Origin of the sequence: Celeribacter baekdonensis (assembly GCF_900102315.1) — a bacterium.
Taxonomy (GTDB): Bacteria; Pseudomonadota; Alphaproteobacteria; order Rhodobacterales; family Rhodobacteraceae; genus Celeribacter; species Celeribacter baekdonensis.
Genome location: NZ_FNBL01000019.1, coordinates 47762 through 64807, shown reverse-complemented (window position 1 = coordinate 64807; position 17046 = coordinate 47762). Strand labels below are relative to the sequence as shown.

General features: G+C 60.2%; 21 protein-coding genes. 14 read left to right on the top strand and 7 right to left on the bottom strand.

Annotated features, from left to right (window positions below; translation table 11 throughout):
- On the top strand, positions 1–513 hold a 513-nt coding region (locus BLT54_RS20555; RefSeq protein ID WP_074646635.1), incomplete at its 5' end, for a TetR family transcriptional regulator.
- Here the strand turns inward: BLT54_RS20555 and BLT54_RS20550 are convergent.
- The 3 genes from BLT54_RS20550 to BLT54_RS20540 are packed head-to-tail and all read right to left on the bottom strand — an operon-like array spanning position 510 to position 2749.
- The gene (locus tag BLT54_RS20550; protein WP_074645849.1) at positions 510–1175 is read right to left on the bottom strand and encodes a c-type cytochrome; all 666 of its coding nucleotides are present in this window, start codon (positions 1173–1175) and stop codon (positions 510–512) included. The genes BLT54_RS20555 and BLT54_RS20550 overlap by 4 nt on opposite strands.
- Positions 1168–2394 (bottom strand): sulfite dehydrogenase, encoded by a 1227-nt coding sequence (gene soxC, locus BLT54_RS20545; protein WP_074645848.1) that lies wholly within the window; start codon positions 2392–2394, stop codon positions 1168–1170. The genes BLT54_RS20550 and soxC overlap by 8 nt, the downstream gene beginning before the upstream one ends.
- 25 nt (positions 2395–2419) lie before the next feature.
- On the bottom strand, positions 2420–2749 hold the full coding sequence (locus BLT54_RS20540) for an ArsR/SmtB family transcription factor (protein WP_074645847.1): 330 nt from the start codon (positions 2747–2749) through the stop codon (positions 2420–2422).
- On the opposite strand from BLT54_RS20540, the gene BLT54_RS23170 reads away from it, so the two are divergent.
- The 3 genes from BLT54_RS23170 to BLT54_RS20525 are packed head-to-tail and all read left to right on the top strand — an operon-like array spanning position 2748 to position 4901.
- Positions 2748–3068, top strand: a complete 321-nt coding sequence (locus BLT54_RS23170) for an Ada metal-binding domain-containing protein (protein ID WP_083351924.1) — start codon at positions 2748–2750, stop codon at positions 3066–3068. The two genes, BLT54_RS20540 and BLT54_RS23170, sit on opposite strands and share 2 nt — an antisense overlap.
- Entirely contained in the window at positions 3061–4254 is a 1194-nt protein-coding gene (locus BLT54_RS20530) for a cytochrome P450 (RefSeq protein ID WP_074647311.1), read from the top strand. The genes BLT54_RS23170 and BLT54_RS20530 overlap by 8 nt, the downstream gene beginning before the upstream one ends.
- A gap of 11 nt (positions 4255–4265) precedes the next feature.
- On the top strand, positions 4266–4901 hold the full coding sequence (locus BLT54_RS20525) for a glutathione S-transferase family protein (protein WP_074647310.1): 636 nt from the start codon (positions 4266–4268) through the stop codon (positions 4899–4901).
- Positions 4902–5330: 429 nt separating this feature from the next.
- On the opposite strand, the gene BLT54_RS20520 is transcribed toward BLT54_RS20525, so the two are convergent.
- Positions 5331–6254: a LysR family transcriptional regulator gene (locus tag BLT54_RS20520; RefSeq protein WP_074647309.1), complete on the bottom strand. Its 924-nt coding sequence runs from the start codon at positions 6252–6254 to the stop codon at positions 5331–5333.
- Positions 6255–6366: 112 nt separating this feature from the next.
- Here BLT54_RS20520 and BLT54_RS20515 point away from each other — a divergent pair, with 112 nt between their 5' ends.
- From BLT54_RS20515 to BLT54_RS20500, 4 genes are all read left to right on the top strand, one after another.
- Positions 6367–7308, top strand: coding sequence for a ring-cleaving dioxygenase (locus BLT54_RS20515; protein WP_074647308.1), 942 nt, complete (start codon positions 6367–6369; stop codon positions 7306–7308).
- Positions 7309–7414: 106 nt separating this feature from the next.
- Positions 7415–8605 (top strand): low temperature requirement protein A, encoded by a 1191-nt coding sequence (locus BLT54_RS20510; RefSeq protein WP_074647307.1) that lies wholly within the window; start codon positions 7415–7417, stop codon positions 8603–8605.
- Complete coding sequence (locus BLT54_RS20505; protein WP_074647306.1) at positions 8602–9573, top strand: ion transporter; 972 nt, start codon at positions 8602–8604, stop codon at positions 9571–9573. Before BLT54_RS20510 ends, BLT54_RS20505 begins: the two co-directional genes overlap by 4 nt.
- Positions 9570–10109 (top strand): NADPH-dependent FMN reductase, encoded by a 540-nt coding sequence (locus BLT54_RS20500; protein ID WP_074647305.1) that lies wholly within the window; start codon positions 9570–9572, stop codon positions 10107–10109. The genes BLT54_RS20505 and BLT54_RS20500 overlap by 4 nt, the downstream gene beginning before the upstream one ends.
- A 150-nt stretch (positions 10110–10259) precedes the next feature.
- On the opposite strand, the gene BLT54_RS20495 is transcribed toward BLT54_RS20500, so the two are convergent.
- Complete coding sequence (locus BLT54_RS20495) at positions 10260–10574, bottom strand: GNAT family N-acetyltransferase (RefSeq protein WP_074647304.1); 315 nt, start codon at positions 10572–10574, stop codon at positions 10260–10262.
- Positions 10571–12127, bottom strand: a complete 1557-nt coding sequence (locus BLT54_RS20490) for a VOC family protein (RefSeq protein WP_074647303.1) — start codon at positions 12125–12127, stop codon at positions 10571–10573. The genes BLT54_RS20495 and BLT54_RS20490 overlap by 4 nt, the downstream gene beginning before the upstream one ends.
- Positions 12128–12287: 160 nt before the next feature.
- Here BLT54_RS20490 and BLT54_RS20485 point away from each other — a divergent pair, with 160 nt between their 5' ends.
- The 5 genes from BLT54_RS20485 (at position 12288) to BLT54_RS20460 (ending at position 15658) form a co-directional block, all read left to right on the top strand.
- The gene (locus BLT54_RS20485; RefSeq protein WP_074647302.1) at positions 12288–13226 is read left to right on the top strand and encodes a pirin family protein; all 939 of its coding nucleotides are present in this window, start codon (positions 12288–12290) and stop codon (positions 13224–13226) included.
- Between the two features lie 5 nt (positions 13227–13231).
- Positions 13232–13771 carry a DUF924 family protein gene (locus BLT54_RS20480; protein WP_074647301.1) on the top strand — a complete coding sequence of 180 codons (540 nt, stop codon included), beginning with the start codon at positions 13232–13234 and terminating at the stop codon, positions 13769–13771.
- Positions 13772–14308: 537 nt separating this feature from the next.
- Positions 14309–14605 (top strand): putative quinol monooxygenase, encoded by a 297-nt coding sequence (locus BLT54_RS20470; RefSeq protein WP_074647300.1) that lies wholly within the window; start codon positions 14309–14311, stop codon positions 14603–14605.
- A 238-nt stretch (positions 14606–14843) separates the two neighbouring features.
- Positions 14844–15392, top strand: a complete 549-nt coding sequence (locus BLT54_RS20465; protein ID WP_074647299.1) for a cytochrome c oxidase subunit 3 — start codon at positions 14844–14846, stop codon at positions 15390–15392.
- Positions 15389–15658: a cytochrome C oxidase subunit IV family protein gene (locus BLT54_RS20460; protein WP_074647298.1), complete on the top strand. Its 270-nt coding sequence runs from the start codon at positions 15389–15391 to the stop codon at positions 15656–15658. The genes BLT54_RS20465 and BLT54_RS20460 overlap by 4 nt, the downstream gene beginning before the upstream one ends.
- A gap of 159 nt (positions 15659–15817) precedes the next feature.
- On the opposite strand, the gene BLT54_RS20455 is transcribed toward BLT54_RS20460, so the two are convergent.
- Positions 15818–16231: an Rrf2 family transcriptional regulator gene (locus tag BLT54_RS20455; RefSeq protein WP_074647297.1), complete on the bottom strand. Its 414-nt coding sequence runs from the start codon at positions 16229–16231 to the stop codon at positions 15818–15820.
- Positions 16232–16394: 163 nt separating this feature from the next.
- On the opposite strand from BLT54_RS20455, the gene BLT54_RS20450 reads away from it, so the two are divergent.
- Positions 16395–16880, top strand: a complete 486-nt coding sequence (locus BLT54_RS20450; protein ID WP_245708085.1) for a hemerythrin domain-containing protein — start codon at positions 16395–16397, stop codon at positions 16878–16880.
- The last annotated feature ends 166 nt before the right edge of the window (positions 16881–17046 follow it).

Here is a 17046-nt window from a genome sequence, read left to right as displayed (position 1 = left end):
GCGGCGGCAGGCAGGGGCTTTAGAAAAGGCGGGTTCGGGGGGATCGGCGTTGACGCTCTCGCCAAGGAGGCGGGCCTGACATCGGGCGCGTTCTACGCCCATCTTGGCTCCAAGGCCGGAGCCTTTCGCATGGCTGTCGACGATGGGCTGGGTTTTCTTCTGAACGGAATCGAGGACTTCCAAGCCCGGCACGGTGCGGACTGGCGGGACAAGTTCGTCGATTTCTACCTCGGTGACAGGATGGCCACAGGTCTGGACGAGGCTTGCGCCCTGCCAACCCTGACCGCCGATGTCGCGCGCGCGGATGACGAGACGCGGCACGCCTATGCGGAGGGTTTGACGGAGATCGTGGACAAGATTGCAAATGGACCCGGCCAGCGGATGTCGCGCGATCAGGTCTGGGCGCTTGTTGCGGTGCTGTCGGGTGCGGCGGGCATGGCGCGCGCGGTGACGGACCCGACGTTGCGCGAGGAGGTCCTCGCTGCGGCGGCCCAGGCCGCGAAAGCGATCTAATCGGCGGATCCGGCGTTGGACTGAGTGCCGCGTGACCGAGTTGGATTTGGGTGGTGAACAGCCGCAGCTGTTTCGGGGTCAAGAACAACACGCGCCGCGCCGGGCATCGAGACCTGCGGCAGGCTTGATCGGTCGAGCACACCGGCCTTTGGCAACACGCCATTCCGGTAGAGAATCCAAGCCGTCACAGCATAGATTTCGTTGTCCGTCAGGGTGCCGGGCGCGCCATAGGGCATCGCGCGCCGGACATAGGCGAACAGGCTTGTCGCATGCGGCCACATGCCGCCTGCGGACAGGATCAGGATCGGGTGACTGTTGATGCGCACAGGTCGCAGCGGGTCGCCGAAACCGAACACTCCATCCGACCCGATCAGCCGCGCGTTCGGCCCCTCGACACCCGTCGCCCCATGGCACGAGGCGCATTGCTGCGCATAGACTTGCGCGCCCTCTGCCACGCCGCCGCGCCCTTCGGGCAGATTGCGCCCATCGGGCCAGATTGTGCGGAGCGCTTCGGGCAGGTCAACCTCTTCGAACGGCTGGCCAAGGGCGGGGGTCGGGGACCCTGTGATCGCGGGTTGATCGGACACCTGCGACAGCGCGGCGTTGACGGCGAATACTGCGGTGGTGAAAGCGATGAGGGCCAGGAGGGCGATCTTAGGCATAGTGGTTTTTCACCTCGCCGGATCGGTTGATCGACCAGGCCTGAATAGCGTTGAAGTGGTTGAAGGAATGCCCGGCGAAAATGTCGTGCCAGATGTCCCGTGTCGGTTGCATGTCTCCGGTCTCGTCTGTGGCGCGGCTCATCAGGATGGCGCGCTCGTTGTGCCAGTCCCACGGCAGGGAAAAGCGCGTCAGTGCTTTGGGCTGCACCGGGGCCTGTAGCCTTGCCTCGGTCCAAGTGCGCCCGCCGTCGACCGACAGTTCCACCCGCGCGATCCGCCCGCGCCCGGACCAGGCCAGCCCTTCGATCTGGCGCGGTCCCGGCGCGATCACCTGTTGCCCCGAGGGCGCGGTGATGACTGATTTGACCGACATCGCAAGGCTCATCATGCGCAGTTTCCCGTTTGCAAGCGGATCGGCATAGAGACCGGATTCGTCCTTGCTCCATGCTGGACGGTCGGCCAGTTCAAGACGGTGGAGCCACTTGATCTGCGCGTTGCCTTCCCAGCCGGGCATCAGGATGCGCATCGGATACCCCTGCGAGGGGCGCAGCGGTTCGCCATTCTGATAGAGGGCGAGCATTCCTTCCGCGACGAGGGGGCGCAGCGGCAGGCTGCGCATATGCCGGCCGCCATCGGCCCCCTCGGCGATGACCCAGGTGGCGGCCGGATCAATCCCCGCCTCGTCGAACAGAATGCGAAGGGGGATGCCGGTCCATTCGGCGGCGGAAATTTGCCCTGACACGTCACCCAGCGTCATGTCGCGGGCCCATGGCGATACGGCATTGGTGGCCGAGTTCCCCGCGCATTCGATAAAGGCCGTGCGGGTCACCAGCGGATAGCGGGCGAGGCTGTTCAGATCAAAGCTCAGGGGGCGCGCGACCATGCCGTGGAGGACCAGCCGGTGCTCTGCCGGGTCGATGTCGGGAATGCCGTTGTGATGCACGGCGAAATGCAGGCCATTCGGCGTGATCGTGCCGCGCAGGTGTTCCAGCGGCGTATGCCAGATTTCAAAACCGGGCGAATCCGCCGCCGGGCGCCGAACGACATTGGCCACGCGGGGGCCGGGCAGGCCATAGGGCAGGTCGTCATCGCCGAGGGTTTGCATCCACGGCATCAACCCGTCCTGAGCGGCACTGGTTTGTGCCGTCACCGCGGCTCCGGTCAGCCCGGCCAGAAGGCTCCGCCGGTTCAGCCGTAGTTTGTTTGCATATGGACGCATGAATGCACCTATTTGGTCAAAAAAGTCACTCTTCAGGACAGCAGGCCGCGACGACGGCGCGCATCTGCTCGGTCATCGCTTCAAGCCGTCGCAGGATCGCCGGGCCATCGACGTCGCAGAGCGTTTGTCGCCCGACATTTTCGCAGCTGACGATGCCCGCTTCGCGCAGAATGCGGATGTGGCGCGAGATGACGGAACGGTCTTGCGGGAATCCTTCGGCAATGGACGAAATATCGGCCCGACCAAGCGCAAACATGCGCCGCAGAATCGCGACACGCGCCGGGTCCTGAAGGGCGGCGAACATCCGGTCGTCCAACATATCGGTACAGCTTTGGATATAGGATTCGGTCTGCATGGCCCTGCTCAGTCAATTTTCATCGCCCAGTATATATGTGCATAAATATGCACACGTCAAGCCTGCGCTTGGACCGCGCAGGTATTCGGCTCTGACGACTGGCGTCTATTGTTGGACATCCTGCCCGTCCCGGCTGGCCCATCCAAAGAATGTCCAGTTCCACGACACGCTGAAAAGCGCACGCGCGACAGGTTTCCGGCGGACTGCTGCAACTGCGCACTGCAGGGGTTTGTCCGCATCGTGGACATACTTCACACGCTTCTTTTGCGGGCGACCCCAGTTTCGCCATGCTGGTGGAGGGAGGAAGCACAATGTTTGATGCCAAAAAACACGCGCGCCCAGAATACGACGTCGATATCTATTCCGATGAAGCAATACTGAGGCCCTATGGGCACTACCGGGAAATCCGCGAGCGAGGTCCCGCAGTATGGCTGCCTCGGAACACCCTCTGGGCCATTGGGCGGCACGCGGATGTCGTTGCGGCGCTTGCGGCGAACGATGTGCTGATCTCAGGAAATGGTGTCGCGGCCAACGACATGGTCAATGCAATTGCGAACAACAACATCCTGTCGACGGATGAGCCGAAGCATGGCAAGCTGCGCAAGGTGATTGCGGCGCCGGTGATGCCCCGCGGCTTGGCCGCGGTGAAAGACCGCATCGTTGCCACCGCAGATGAAACAGTGGCCGGGCTGGTGTCGCGCGATGGCTTCGACGGGATGCGCGATCTGGCGCAGATTCTGCCGCTGACCGTTGTTTCCGAACTGCTGGGATTGCCTGAATCGGGGCGGCTCAGCATGCTTCGCTGGGCGGCCGCGTCTTTCGATGCGCTTGGCGGGGTCAATGATCGCTGCGAGTCGGCCTTTCCCACAATTCTCGAACTGCGGGAGTTCTGCAACAACGGCGCAACGCGTGACGCGGTGACGCCGGGCAGCTGGGTGGCCGGTCTCTATGATGCTGCGGACGCGGGGCTGATCGAACCAAGTCTGGTGCCGCAATTTACGCGCGATTACATTGCCCCGAGCCTTGACACCACGATCTTCGCTACGGGCCACCTGATGTATCATCTGGGTCGGAATCCGGATCAGTGGCAGGCGTTGCGCGACTCCCCCAGTTTGATCGCGAATGCCATCAACGAAGCCGTGCGAATTGAGGCTCCGATCCGCGGGTTCACACGTTTTGCGGCGCAAAATTATGGCGTCGACGGCACGGTGATACCCGCCGGCGATCGTGTTCTTATCCTTTACGCCTCGGCCAATCGCGACGAAAGACGCTGGGAGAACCCCGAGCGTTTCGATGTTCATCGCCGCGTCCTGACCGATCACGTGGGTTTCGGCCACGGTGTGCACCAGTGCATGGGGATGCAGCTTGCGCGGCTTGAGATGCGGGCGATCCTGCAGGCGATGATCGAACGGGTCGCCCGGATCGAGGTGGGTGAGCCGGTCTTTGAAATCAACAATGTGCTGCGCGGATATCAACAATTGCCGATGCGCTTTGTCGCCGGGTGAGGTGCCACCAAATGATGACATTTTTTCATTCGCCCGGGAGCTGTTCGAACGGCATTCTCTTCCTTCTGCACGAGGTCGGTGCGGCGTTTGAATGCGTTGTTGTCGACCTCCGCAAGGGCGAGCAGACTCAGGCGGCGTATCGGGCGCTGAATCCCAAGGGTAAGGTGCCGGCGCTGCGTCTGTCCGAAGGGTCCGTCCTGACCGAGTTCCAGGCCATTGCGACCTGGTTGACCGCCGCGCATCCGGAGGCAGGCTTGCAACCAGCAAACGAGCTTGCGCGCAGTCGGGTGATCGAAGCACTGGATTTCATCATCGGCTCGGTTCACATGCGCGGCTTCACTTTCGTGAAAGTGCCTGCAAAGTTCCACGACTCGCCAGAGGCGCAGACTGCAATCCGGGCGCATGGCCGCAAGGAGGTGACGAAAGGTCTGTCTCTGCTGTCAGAGCACCTTGGAGAGCAGGATTATTTGCTGGGTGAGTTCTCCGCTGCGGATGCCGGGTTGTTTTATGTGCTGACCTGGGCCGAAGAGGAAGGGTTCGGTTTGCCCAGAAACCTCGGCGCCTGCCTGGCGCGGCTGCGCGCCCGACCAGCCTATGCGGCGGCGGGACCGATGCTTCGCCACCAGACTGCCGCGTCCACACAGTGAACAACGTGGTGTCGCAGGTGAACGTGGCTGACCCGCAGCCTTGGACTGGTTCGATTTCGAACGCGAGCTGGCCGTCATCCTGGCCGTCATCATTGGTAGGCGGGGGCGCAACATTTCAGCAGCCGATGCGATGAACCATGGGCCAGCTGCAGTTGTTTCAATAATGGTTCGGTGCGTGACGACCAGCGCCATACGACCCAGTTCCGGGGGAGACACGACTGAACGGGGAGATCATGCGATCCACACCGATCAGTGACCTGGCGTTCAGCATTCCTGAACTGATCGCCTATCTTTCGATTGTGACAGAGCTTTTGCCCGGCGTTGTCGCCGCTGACACGGCACCACGCTTGATCTCAACGGTGCCTTCGTTTCACGCATTACGGATCGCGGACCCAAGATTGGGCGGACCTGCAAGATGGCCACTTTCTTTCACGGTGTCTTCCACGGTGTCTTCCACGGCGCGCCATCAGCCAGCTCATCCGCCAAAAAGTCGATCAGCGCCCTCAGTTTTGCGGGCATCGGGTGAATGTGTGGCCAAACAGCGCTGATCGGCATATCGCGGGTTGTGGCCTCGGGCAGGACCCGCTCAAGCTGTCCTGACGCGATGGCGGGGAATGCGATGAAACCCGGAAGCATAGCAAGGCCAATCCCGGAAATTGCGAGATCACGCATGGTTTCACCATTGTTGACCATGGCGGCTTCACGGACGGCCGGATGCACGTCGCGACGACCGGTGCGAAACCGCCATAGCGTGGAATTTGGCATGTGGCTATAGCCGATCACGGGCTGACCAGTCAGATCCTGCGGCGTTTCGGGGCGGCCATGCCGATCAAGATACGCGGGTGAAGCGCAGGCGACCGAGACATCGTTGCAGAGTTTTCTGACCATCAGCGCGCTGTCCTGCAATGGACCGATCCGAACCGCAAGGTCGAAACCCTCACGCGCCAGATCCACCGTCCTGTCATCATATTCGATACGCAGGCTCAACGCGGGATTTTGCGCGGCAAACCGTCCAAGGATCAAAGAGAGGTGCAGCGTGCCGAAACTCATGGGCGCGGCAATCGACAAGGTTCCGCGCAGCTGTTCTGTACTGCCCCAGGCCGCCGCTTCGGCGGCGGAGCGCAAATCGGCAAGTGCGGGCCGGATACGCTCGGCAAATCTCTGAGCGCTTTCTGTTGGGGCGATCCGGCCGGCATTGCGCCGAAACAGGGCGGTTCCCAGTTCAAGCTCCAAGTCGCTGATCCGTTTGCTGATCACGGATTTCGACAGGTTGAGCCGCGCGGCGGCCGCCGTCACGGTCCCGAGTTCGAGAACGGCGAGGAACGTTTCCAGTTGGTCGAGATCATAACGCATAGGGCAGGAATACCCGTGTCGTTCGCATTTGTCGAACACCATATGCGGCATTGCTTGTCTGGATAAAACCGTGCCCCGCACCCAAATTCAACGCAACGAAAGGAGGCCGATCATGCAACTTACCGGTATACATCACCTGACGGCCATCACCGCCGACGCGCCCGCAAACAATCGCTTTTATACCGAAACTTTGGGAATGCGACGGGTCAAGAAGACCGTCAACCAAGACGACACCTCTGCATATCATCTGTTCTTTGCCGATGGTGCGGGCCGCCCTGGCAGCGACCTGACCTTTTTTGACTGGCCGGTTGCGCCCGAACGGCGTGGCACGCATTCGATCAGCCGCACCGGTCTGCGGGTGGCTGAAAACAGTCTGGAGTATTGGGCGAAGCGCTTGCGCGATGCCGATCTGACGGTTGGAGAGATTGCCGCACTTGACGGGCGCGCCAGCCTCGATTTCGAAGATCCCGAAGGTCAAAGGTTTCGCCTGATCGCGGATCAACCGGGAACCGCCCATCCTTGGGACCGCAGCCCGGTTCCGGCGAGCTACCAGATCCGGGGCCTGGGCCCGATCACGATCTCCGTGCCCGATCTTACGGCAACAGATCTGATCCTGACCAAGGTCATGAACATGGGAAAACTCCGGGAATACGCCAGCCCCGATGGCGTCGGGCAAGTCCATGTCTATAGCATGGGCGATGGTGGCCCATCGGCGGAACTGCATGTTGCGGTTCAGCCCGATCTGCCGGTGGCCCGTCAAGGGGCGGGTGCGGTGCACCATGTCGCTTTTCGCGTGCCGGATGTGCCGACGCTCCACACGTGGGCGCAACGGTTGAATGACTTTCGCGTGCCGTCCTCGGGCGAGGTCGAACGGTATTACTTCCGGTCGCTCTATTTCCGCGAGCCAGGTGGCAATCTGTTCGAAATCGCCACAGACACACCCGGTTTTGCCGTGGATGAGCCGTTCGAGACCATGGGCGAGTCACTGTCCCTGCCGCCTTTCCTCGAAACGCGGCGGGATCAGATTGAGGCGGGATTGAAACCGCTGGACTGAACTTTTGAAGAGCTGCCGGTTTCGGCGGCTCTTTGCATGCACAGCAACAAAGTTGCTAACCGTCCGATAATTTTGCAGGATTTCAGGATGAACAGGGGACGTAGCAATGACTGAATTTCCAATCTGGCGAAAGCCGCAACACCACATGGATGTGGAAAACCCGACAAACCACGTTCATTGGGTCGAATTGTTCTTTGATCTCGTCCATGTGGTCACGATTTTCCTGTTGGGGAATTTCCTGTCGCATCACTTGGACTGGCATGGGTTCCTGATCTTCACGGGCCTCTTTATCGCGTTCTTCTACGCGTGGGCCGATAGTTCAATCTATAACTCGCTCTATATTTCCACCGACATTCCCCATCGCCTTATCATGGCGGCCCAAATCGTGACTGTCATGTTCTTTGCCGCCTCCCTGAATTCGGTGACCGGCAAGGGTTGGGTCTATTTTGCACTGGCATTCGCAGCCAACCGCGGGCTGACCGGATTGCTGTATTGGCGCGCACGCGGCGGCGAGAATGATCGCTGCGGCTTGGCCTACGAACAAGGACGAAACTTTTTCATCCTCTCGACCGTATTCGCCATATCCGCCTTCTTGCCAAAGCCCTTGGCCTATTGGCTGTTTGGTGCAGGGCTCATCGCCATCCAACTGCAATACATGTTGCCGAAGATCGGCACGCTGAGGCTGGAGCGTTTTGTGCCGCGGCTTGGTCATATCTCCGAACGTTTCGCCCTGATCATGCTGATCCTGCTCGGTGAGGGATTCTTCAAGATGGTCGTCACGCTGTCTGACAAGGGCATCTATAAACTTGGGGCCGGGGCCCTATTGAACATGGCCATCGGTGGCCTGTCGCTTTTTGCTATGGCCTGGATCTATTTTGATGGTGTGGGCAACGCAAAGCCGAAATCCCGCACTTTGGAGACGTTGCTGGGTTACTGGTTCGGTCACATCGTTCTGATGTGGTCGACGGTCATGGTCGGTGTGGCGTTGGCCGGGGAAATCTATGTCGGCATTCTGGCCCCATATCCATACGACTATGGCATCATCGGAACCGTTGGCCTGACCAGCTTTCTGGCATCGATCTGGCTGTTGCAACAGCTTGTCGAAGGGCGCGACACCACGCGTCGGCATTCTCATGGCGGTGTGCGTTTGTTTGGGATCGCTGTGACGGTCGTCCTGCTTCTGGTTCTGCCCCATGTGCCGGCCATCGTGGGCAACACTTTGTTTGGGACCGCGCTTTTCTCGCAGATCGTTTGGCCACTTGGCACGGCCCTTCGCGAAAGACGTGCTGACAGATGACCGGGACCGCCTCTCACGTACGGCATCGGGTTTATCAGACCCTGGAAAATCCCAGTCGCACTGACCGGGTGTCTTGGGCGATTGAGATTGGTCTGATCGTTCTCATCTTTGCCAGTGTCACTGCTGTGGCACTGGAAACCGTGCCCGACCTGTTCGCGCGTTATCGGGTTGAGTTTCGCCTCTTTGATCTCTTTGTCACCCTCGCCTTTTCCGTGGAATATGTTGCGCGGGTCTGGGCCGCGCCCGAAGCCAGGCCGGACGAGCCCGCGTGGCAGGCCAGGCTGCGCTACATGCGTTCTCCGATGGCGGTGATCGACCTTGTCGCGATCCTGCCTTTCTATCTGACGCTTCTCATGCCGCTGGACTTTCAACTCTTGCGCGTTTTGCGGCTGTTGCGCATCTACAAACTGACCCGGTATTCGCCAGCGCTGTCCGTTCTGATGGCGGTGATCCGCGAGGAGGCGGCGACGCTTTTGGCCGCCTTTTCCATCCTGACGATCCTGCTCATATTCGCCGCCGCCGGTGCCTATATGGTCGAACACGAGGCACAGCCGGATGCCTTCGGCTCTGTTCCCGCCGCGATGTGGTGGTCGATGGTCACGCTGACGACCGTCGGATACGGCGATGTCACACCAATCACGCCGCTGGGGCGCGTATTTGGTGGGGCGATCACCATTTTGGGCGTCGGCATGGCCGCACTTCCCGCCGGTATCATCGCCAGCGGTCTGGCCGATCATCTGCACCGCCGCCGCGATCTGCTGCGCGAGGAATTCCGCTGTGCGCTTGAAGATGGGCAAATTGACTTGCGCGAAGGTCGCAAGATCGAAAAGCTGCGCCGTGACCTTGGCATCAGCAGAGAAATCGCCCACAGCATCCATCAGGACGTGCGGCGCAAGCAGTTTCAACGACCGCAATGCACATGCCCTCAATGTGGGTATGAATTCCAACACATAGGAGATGAAGAATGAGCACAATCCTTGGGATTTCCGGCAGCCTTCGCAAAGCCTCTTTCAATACAGGACTGCTGCGCGCGGCAACAGAGGTGACACCCGATGACGTGCAAATCGACATCGGGTCCATTGCCGACGTGCCGCTCTACAATGCCGATACCGAAGCCGCCGAAGGTTTGCCCCCGGCGGTGCATGTATTGCAGGCGCAGCTTGCATCGGCGGATGGCGTGCTGCTGGTCACGCCCGAATACAACAACGGCATCCCCGGCGTCTTCAAGAACGCGATCGACTGGATGTCACGGGGCGAGGGGTTGAAGCTGTTCGTGGGGAAACCCATCGCCGTGATTGGGGCCTCTCCGGGCGGGTTCGGTACAATCATGGCGCAGAACCATTGGTTGCCGGTCTTGCGAACGCTGAAATGCGATCTGTGGACCGAAGGCCGCCTGATGGTTTCGCGCGCGGGCAGTCTTTATGATGAGGCGGGCAACCTGACCGACGACAAGACGCGCACGATGCTGGGCGATTACATCAAGGCCTTTGCCGCCAGCCTGTAGGCCGGGAGCCGGGCTTTCCCGCTCTCGGCATCGGCAACCGGATCGACGTGCTGCCCTTCGGTCTGCCGGACGTTGGAAATGTCAGGCAGACCCCACCCCGGTCTGATTGATCTCCGTCACGCCTGACAATTCGGCCATGACCTCTTCTCCTTATGGATCTTCGCCAGGTTTGGTTGTGAACAGATCGGCCCATTCGGGATGCTTGGCGTATTGGCTGCGCACAAAGGGGCAAATCGGAATAATGCGGAACCCGGCGCGGCGCGCATCCTCCAGCATGTAGTTGAGCAGCGCCTTGGCAACGCCATGCCCGCCCATTGTGGCGGGCACGCCGGTATGATCCGCACTGATGATGCCCGCGCCTTGATGGCGAAATGTGATCTCGGCTTCGGCGTCGATCCCGGCGAGACGGGCGACGTATCGCCCGCGCCGTGCGCCATCTTCTTTTGACAATACGAGGTCGGTCATGTCGGTTCTCCTTGCGTGATCTTTGCCAGCCATTTTGCGGCGATGCGCACATCTTCGGGCGACAGGTCGTGTCCGGCGTTGATAATCTGGGCATTGAGCGTCGCGCCACCCGACCTGAGGGAGGCTTCCAGCGGCGGGACCATGCGCCCGAACGGGTCCTGCGCGCCGGTCAAAAGTAGAACCTCGCTGTGAGTCAGCTCGGCTGTTGGCGCGTCTTCGAGCGCCTCGATCCCACGCAGCAGGATGGCTCGGTGCACCACACCGGGATGCAACCGCAAGATTGCACCCAAGAGGTTTGCCCCGTTGGAATACCCAAGGAACGTCGTCGTCTTGGGGTCGAGCCCGTAACTCCGGGTCGCCCCTTCGACGAACGCCGCAAAGGCGCGCGCCTCTGCACGGATGTCGGCCTGATCATAGGTCACGGCGTCAAAGCGGCGGAACCAGCGCGTGATCCCCTCTTCGGTGGCTCGGCCACGAACCCCCAAAAGAGTGGCGCGCGGATTCAGCTTGGCGGCCAAAGGCATCAGATCGGCTTCATTCCCGCCGGTGCCATGCAACAGCACAATGGTAGAGCCGTCGGGGTTTTCCGGTGTATGGAACCGGTGAACAAAGGGCAGGTCTCTCATGGGTCTCCTTTCCTCGCCCGGACGGGCAAATTGCGGCAGGGTCACGCGTAAATCAGCGGCGCGCGCCGCATCTGTGGCCGGGATCATCAGGGTCTCACCCAGATGGGCGGCGTCTTCATCCACGGTGAAACCGGGGGCATCGGTGGCGTATTCGACCAGCGTTCCCATCGGTTCCCGCACGTAGAGCGACAGGAAATACTTTCGATCATGCACATTGGTCACACCGTTCTGGGTCACACCGTCCTGCGCGCGCAGGTCCAGTCGCATCTGGCGAAGGGCATCGACATCACGGGCTCGAAAGGCCACATGGTCGAACATACCCGTGCCGGGGAGTGCCGGAACGAACCCTGCCGAGGCCCGCACATCCACCACGTCCCGATCCGACCGCAACCGGATGAACGGCCCGTCTCGCAACGCTTCGGAATAGCCAAACCGTGCCAAAAAATCCGCCGTCGCCTGCGCATCCTCCGACAGCAGGGTCACGCCGTGAATCCGTGTCGGCGCGACGGGATCGGTCAGCGGGGCGGTGGCCGGAGCATCGCCGCCCACAAGCTTCACGACAATCCCGTCGGGATCGCGCAGCCGCAGCACCGTTTCGCCCAGTTCCCGCGTCGGTCCGCTGGCCTGAATGCCTGCGGTCATCGCACGGGTCAGCCAATCGCCCAGGCTGTTTCTGGGCACCGTAAAGGCGACCTCAGACAGCGCGCCAAGACCGACGCGGCCCGGTGCGCCGTCCTGCCAGACCAGAAAGGTTATGATCGAGCCCGGACTGCCCAAAGCATCACCATAGAACAGGTGCAATTGCTCTGCGTCCTCGTAGCCGCCGGTCTGTTTCACCAACTTGAGGCCAAGAAAACCGGCATAGAAATCGACGTTCTTTTGAACATTGCGTGTGATTGCGGTGACGTGATGGATGCCGGTTGTCATGGTGCCCCCCGTTGGAAACAAATCTCTGTCAGCCAAATGGGGACGTCGCAACATTCACTCAACACTGACAATATGGAACCCTGCGTTCCATGGTGACGAACAGCTATCGCTTTTCAAGGGCGCGCTTTTGCGGCTAACCTGACCCTGAAAGGAGAGTGCCATGAGTTGGAACCCCGCTCTTGACCCCGGCTGCCCCGACGAGATCGGTGTGGATGCCATCGAAACCCTGATCATACCGCGCGCCCGCGATCTGGGCGGGTTTGAGGTGCGTCGCGCCTTGCCCGCGCCAAGGCGTCAGATGGTTGGTCCGTTCATCTTTTTCGACCAGATGGGACCGGCCGAGCTTTTGACCAATCAGGGCATCGACGTGCGCCCCCATCCGCATATTGGCCTTGGCACTGTCACGTATCTCTATCAGGGCCATTTTCAGCACCGCGACAGCCTTGGGACCAATCAGGTGATCCGACCAGGTGCGGTCAACTGGATGGTCGCCGGACGTGGCGTGACCCATTCCGAGCGCAGCACAGCCGAGTCGCGCAAGGCCCCACAAGAGCTGTTCGGTATCCAGACATGGATGGCCCTGCCCGAAGAGGATGAAGACCGTGCGCCGTTGTTCGAACATCATGGCCAGGGCGCCCTGCCCATGATCGAAGCCGAGGGGATCGAGGCCCGGCTGATCCTCGGGACAGCCTATGGCGAAACGGCCCCGGCGACGATGTTCTCGGAAACCTTTTATCTGGATGTGACGCTTGCACCGGGCGCGCGCTTCCCTCTGCCGGACGATCATGAAGATCGCGGGCTTTATATCACCCAAGGTGAGGTCAGCATCGCGGGCGAGACCTTCGAGTCCGGGCGCATGATGGTGTTCCGCCCGGGCGATAAGATCACCGTGCAGGCCGGAGCGCAGGGTGCACGGTTGTTGGCACTTGGCGGGGCCACGCTGAACGGGCCGCGTCATGTGTGGTGGAATTTTGTGTCCTCCAGCAAGGACAAGATCGAGGCCGCCAAGGAAGAATGGCGCGCCGCGAATTGGGGCAAGGGTGTTTTCGATCTGCCCGAGGACGACAAAGCCGAGTTCATTCCATTGCCAGAGAAGTGACAGTCATGAAAACAGCAAAAGACATTCGCGATTTCTGGTTCGCGGACACGGTGCAGCCCTATTGGTTTGCCCGTTCCGATGAAGTCGATGCGCGGATCAAAACCGACTTTGCCGAAACTTATGAAGCCGCGCATCGCGGCGACCTCGATCCCTGGATGGAGAACGCGGCAGACGCGCTTTCGCTGGTCATCGCCTTGGACCAGTTCCCGCGCAACCTGTTCCGCGGTTCGGGGCGGTCCTTCGAAAGTAATGATATTGCCCTGACCCATGCCCGCACGGCGCTGGATCACGGCTATGATCAGGACCTTTCAGAAACCGAACGCCAGTTCTTCTACCTGCCCTTTATGCATTCAGAGGTGCTCGCCGATCAGGACCGATCCGTGACACTCTACAAAGCGCTCGGCAACGAGAATGCGCTGGATTTTGCCCATCAGCACCGCGACATCATCGCCCAATTTGGTCGGTTTCCTCACCGCAACGCAGTGCTGGGGCGCGATGATACGCCAGAGGAAGCGGAGTTTTTGAAAACTCATTCAGGGTTCTGAGAGCAATCCACGATCTGTGACACAATCTGTGACACACCCACAACCTGCGGTCAGCAGGTCCGCGCCAGAAGCACAGATGACGCACAGACACGGCAATCGCACTGGCCGCCTGACCCGGAGCCGACCGATAAATGCGGGGAGGGATGAAACGATCCTGACACTTCCGTTTCAACCGATGCGCCTCCATACATGTTGAACGTCATATGATTTTGGCCTTCATGGCTAAGCTGACCCGCATCGGGAAACCTTTACCATTGCCGCCCTTGTTCACTCCATTTTGTTCCTGTAATGTTCTGTCAGATTTGCGGCACCTCACTTGGAGAGATTCTGTCCACGGATGCTACTTTTCCTATCGCTGCAAACGCGCTGGATACGGACATCGGTCTCAAAAACCAGTTCCATGAGTTCACCTCTGAAAAGCTGAACTGGTATGCAATCTGCGATGATGCGCCGCAATCTGCGGGGCACCCCTCTGCGTGACCCGAACCGGGCGAAGCTGTGGGCGGACGAAATAAGAAAGCGACAAGGAAAAATGACATGCTCAAAGTCATCGCACAGGACTTTATTCAAGCCAAGGCGGTCGAAATCGTTCGCCCACTTTATGATGAACTCGTCAGGTTGACGAGAGAAGAACCTCTGTGCATCAGCTACGATCTCTTCGTTGACCGGAAAGATGCGGGGCATTTTATCTTTATCGAAACTTGGCCGGACAGGGCTGCCCTCGATGCCCACTGCGCGAGTGAGCATTTCCGTCGCCTCGTTCCACAGATCAACGCGCACCAGCGGCAAGACGCTACTTTCATTCTGATGGATGACTTCACCTCGACACCCTGACTAGCGGGACCACATCGAGACAAAGATGCCCAATATTCGACAATGTGACTGCGCTTGTTGTGCGGGTTGCTTGGTAGGGGCGTCAGTCAACGCCCCTTTTAGGCTTGTGAATAAGTATTTCAAATACTAATACAAAAGAGGGAACCGGACATAAGTGAGCTGACAAAATGATTTGGGAGACGCAGAGCAAGATTGCCACCCTTTCGCGCCTTTCATTCTGTGAAAGGATGCTCCCCGCATGACCGATAAAGATGCTTTGGACGCATTGCCCGGCGAATTGTTAATGTGGATTCTGATTGTCAGTGAGGTGCTCGTCTTCGGGGCGGGGCTGATCGTGTTCCTGTCTGTTCGGATCACCGACCCCGAGGGCTTTGCCGAGGCACAGGACATGTTGGATCGCACCGCGGCGGGGATCAACACGATTGTCCTGATCACCAGCGGCTTTCTTGCAGCCTTGGCCAATGCCTTGCGTCAGGGCGGCGCGCGGACGAAAGCGCGGTTTTGTCTTGTCGCAGCGGCTTTGCTTGGCGTGGTGTTCCTGTGGATCAAAGGGGCGGAGTTTGCCTCCAAGGCCGCAAGCGGCATCGTTTGGGACACCCATGTCTTTTTCAATTTCTACTTCATGCTGACAGGATTTCATGCCGCGCATGTCGCGGCCGGTGTCGTTCTGTTGGTGCTCGTTGCCTGGCGCGATCATGTTGACAACATAGAGGACGCCACGGCGTTTTGGCACATGGTTGACCTGATCTGGGTGCTGCTCTTTCCCGTGATCTATCTTTTGCAATGACACATCGGTCGCTTTATATCGCCTGGGCGCTGCTGGTGGCCCTCAGTTTTGGCTCAACAGCTCTGTCGGCATCGGGGATCTGGGCGCAATGGCCCATTGTGGCGGGTGTGGCGGTGATGGCGCTTGCCTGGCAAAAAGCCCGGATCATCCTTGCCGACTATATGGGACTGCAACGGGCACCAAGGTGGCGGCGCGGGTTCGATGTGTGCCTGACGGGACTATGCCTTCTCATGCTGGCGCTTTATGCCGCGCCGCTTGTGCTGTGAGCGCCAAAGCGCCAAGGCGATCCGGGTATATCCCAACCGCTTTTCGGGGCGGCTGCACCTGGGTCGAGGTTTCCGGCAGAAGCGGCGCGATGCCCATGATGGGGACCGAGGCCGATATTCTGGCCAGCGCGTGCGAGGGGCGGTCACGCTGTTGGCGTGTCAGAGGGTTTCAGGGCGGTAAACGCAATCGGCCAGTGTGCTGTGGTTGAGATCGGCAACAAAGGCCGCCTCGGCTTGGCCCAGTCGGGCCTTCAACCGGCATTGCGGGGTCAGTGTGCAGGCGTTGCCGCTGGCCGCGAAGCATTCCACCAGGGCTTGGTCAGATTCAAGTGTCGCGACCACGTCGCCCAGCCGGATGTTTTCGGGTGGACGGGCCAATGCAGCGCCTCCGCCCCCTCCGCGTCGGGTTTCCAGATAGCCTGCGGCGGCAAGGGCCGAGATCACCTTGGCCAGGTGATTGCGGGATATTTGGAACTCGTCGGCCAGATCCGCCGTGGTAAAGGGGCGGTCAGGGTCGCCTGCCATGCGCATCAACACGCGTAGGCCGAAGTCGGTGAAGGAGGTGAGGCGCAAGGTCGCAGTCCTGATTTGGTAATTGAAGTGCGTATTTGGAGAATGATATGCGTATTTTAGATACCAATTTGCTGCGGTCCGCGCAAGGGCCGGGCGATTAAAGCGCCACGCCTGTAACCTGAGACAGGGGAAAGGCGGAACGCTTTAGCCTGAGAAAGGGCCTATGATGAACACTCTTGCCGACGCGGACGTCCCCCAGGAAACTGGCGCGCTAATCGACCATATTTTGACCCGGTATCATGAGATGCACCGCGCCGACTTTGCCGCGTTGATGTTGCTGGCAGAGCGGGTCGAGCGCGTCCACGAGGGCGATGCGGATGCGCCTCAGGGTCTGGCACAGGCCCTCGCGACGCTGGCGCATGAGATGGAGGATCACATGACCAAGGAGGAAAGAATCCTGTTCCCGGCCATGCGAGATGGCGGGGGCGCGGGGATCGAGCATCCCATAGCGGTGATGCGGGCCGATCATGACGACCACGCTGAAAACATCGCGCTGATCCGGCAACTGACACACGATCTGACCCCGCCAGAGCATGCCTGCGGATCTTGGCGATCGCTCTATAGTGGCACGTTGACGCTGTTTGATGATATTGCCGCCCATATCGCGCTGGAGAACGACGTCCTTTTTCCAAGGTTCGAGCGAGCGTAAGGGCAATGATGACGCTGGCACGCGTTTCGGCGCCGGGACGCGGCGCGCGCGCGCGCTATCCCCCATGGCTTGCGGCGGCCCGGTGACGTCCGCCCAAGCTGGCGGCACGGCGTCCAAAGCCCGGTGTCATCGGCATTGCGTTGTCCGCAGCAGGTGAACACAATTC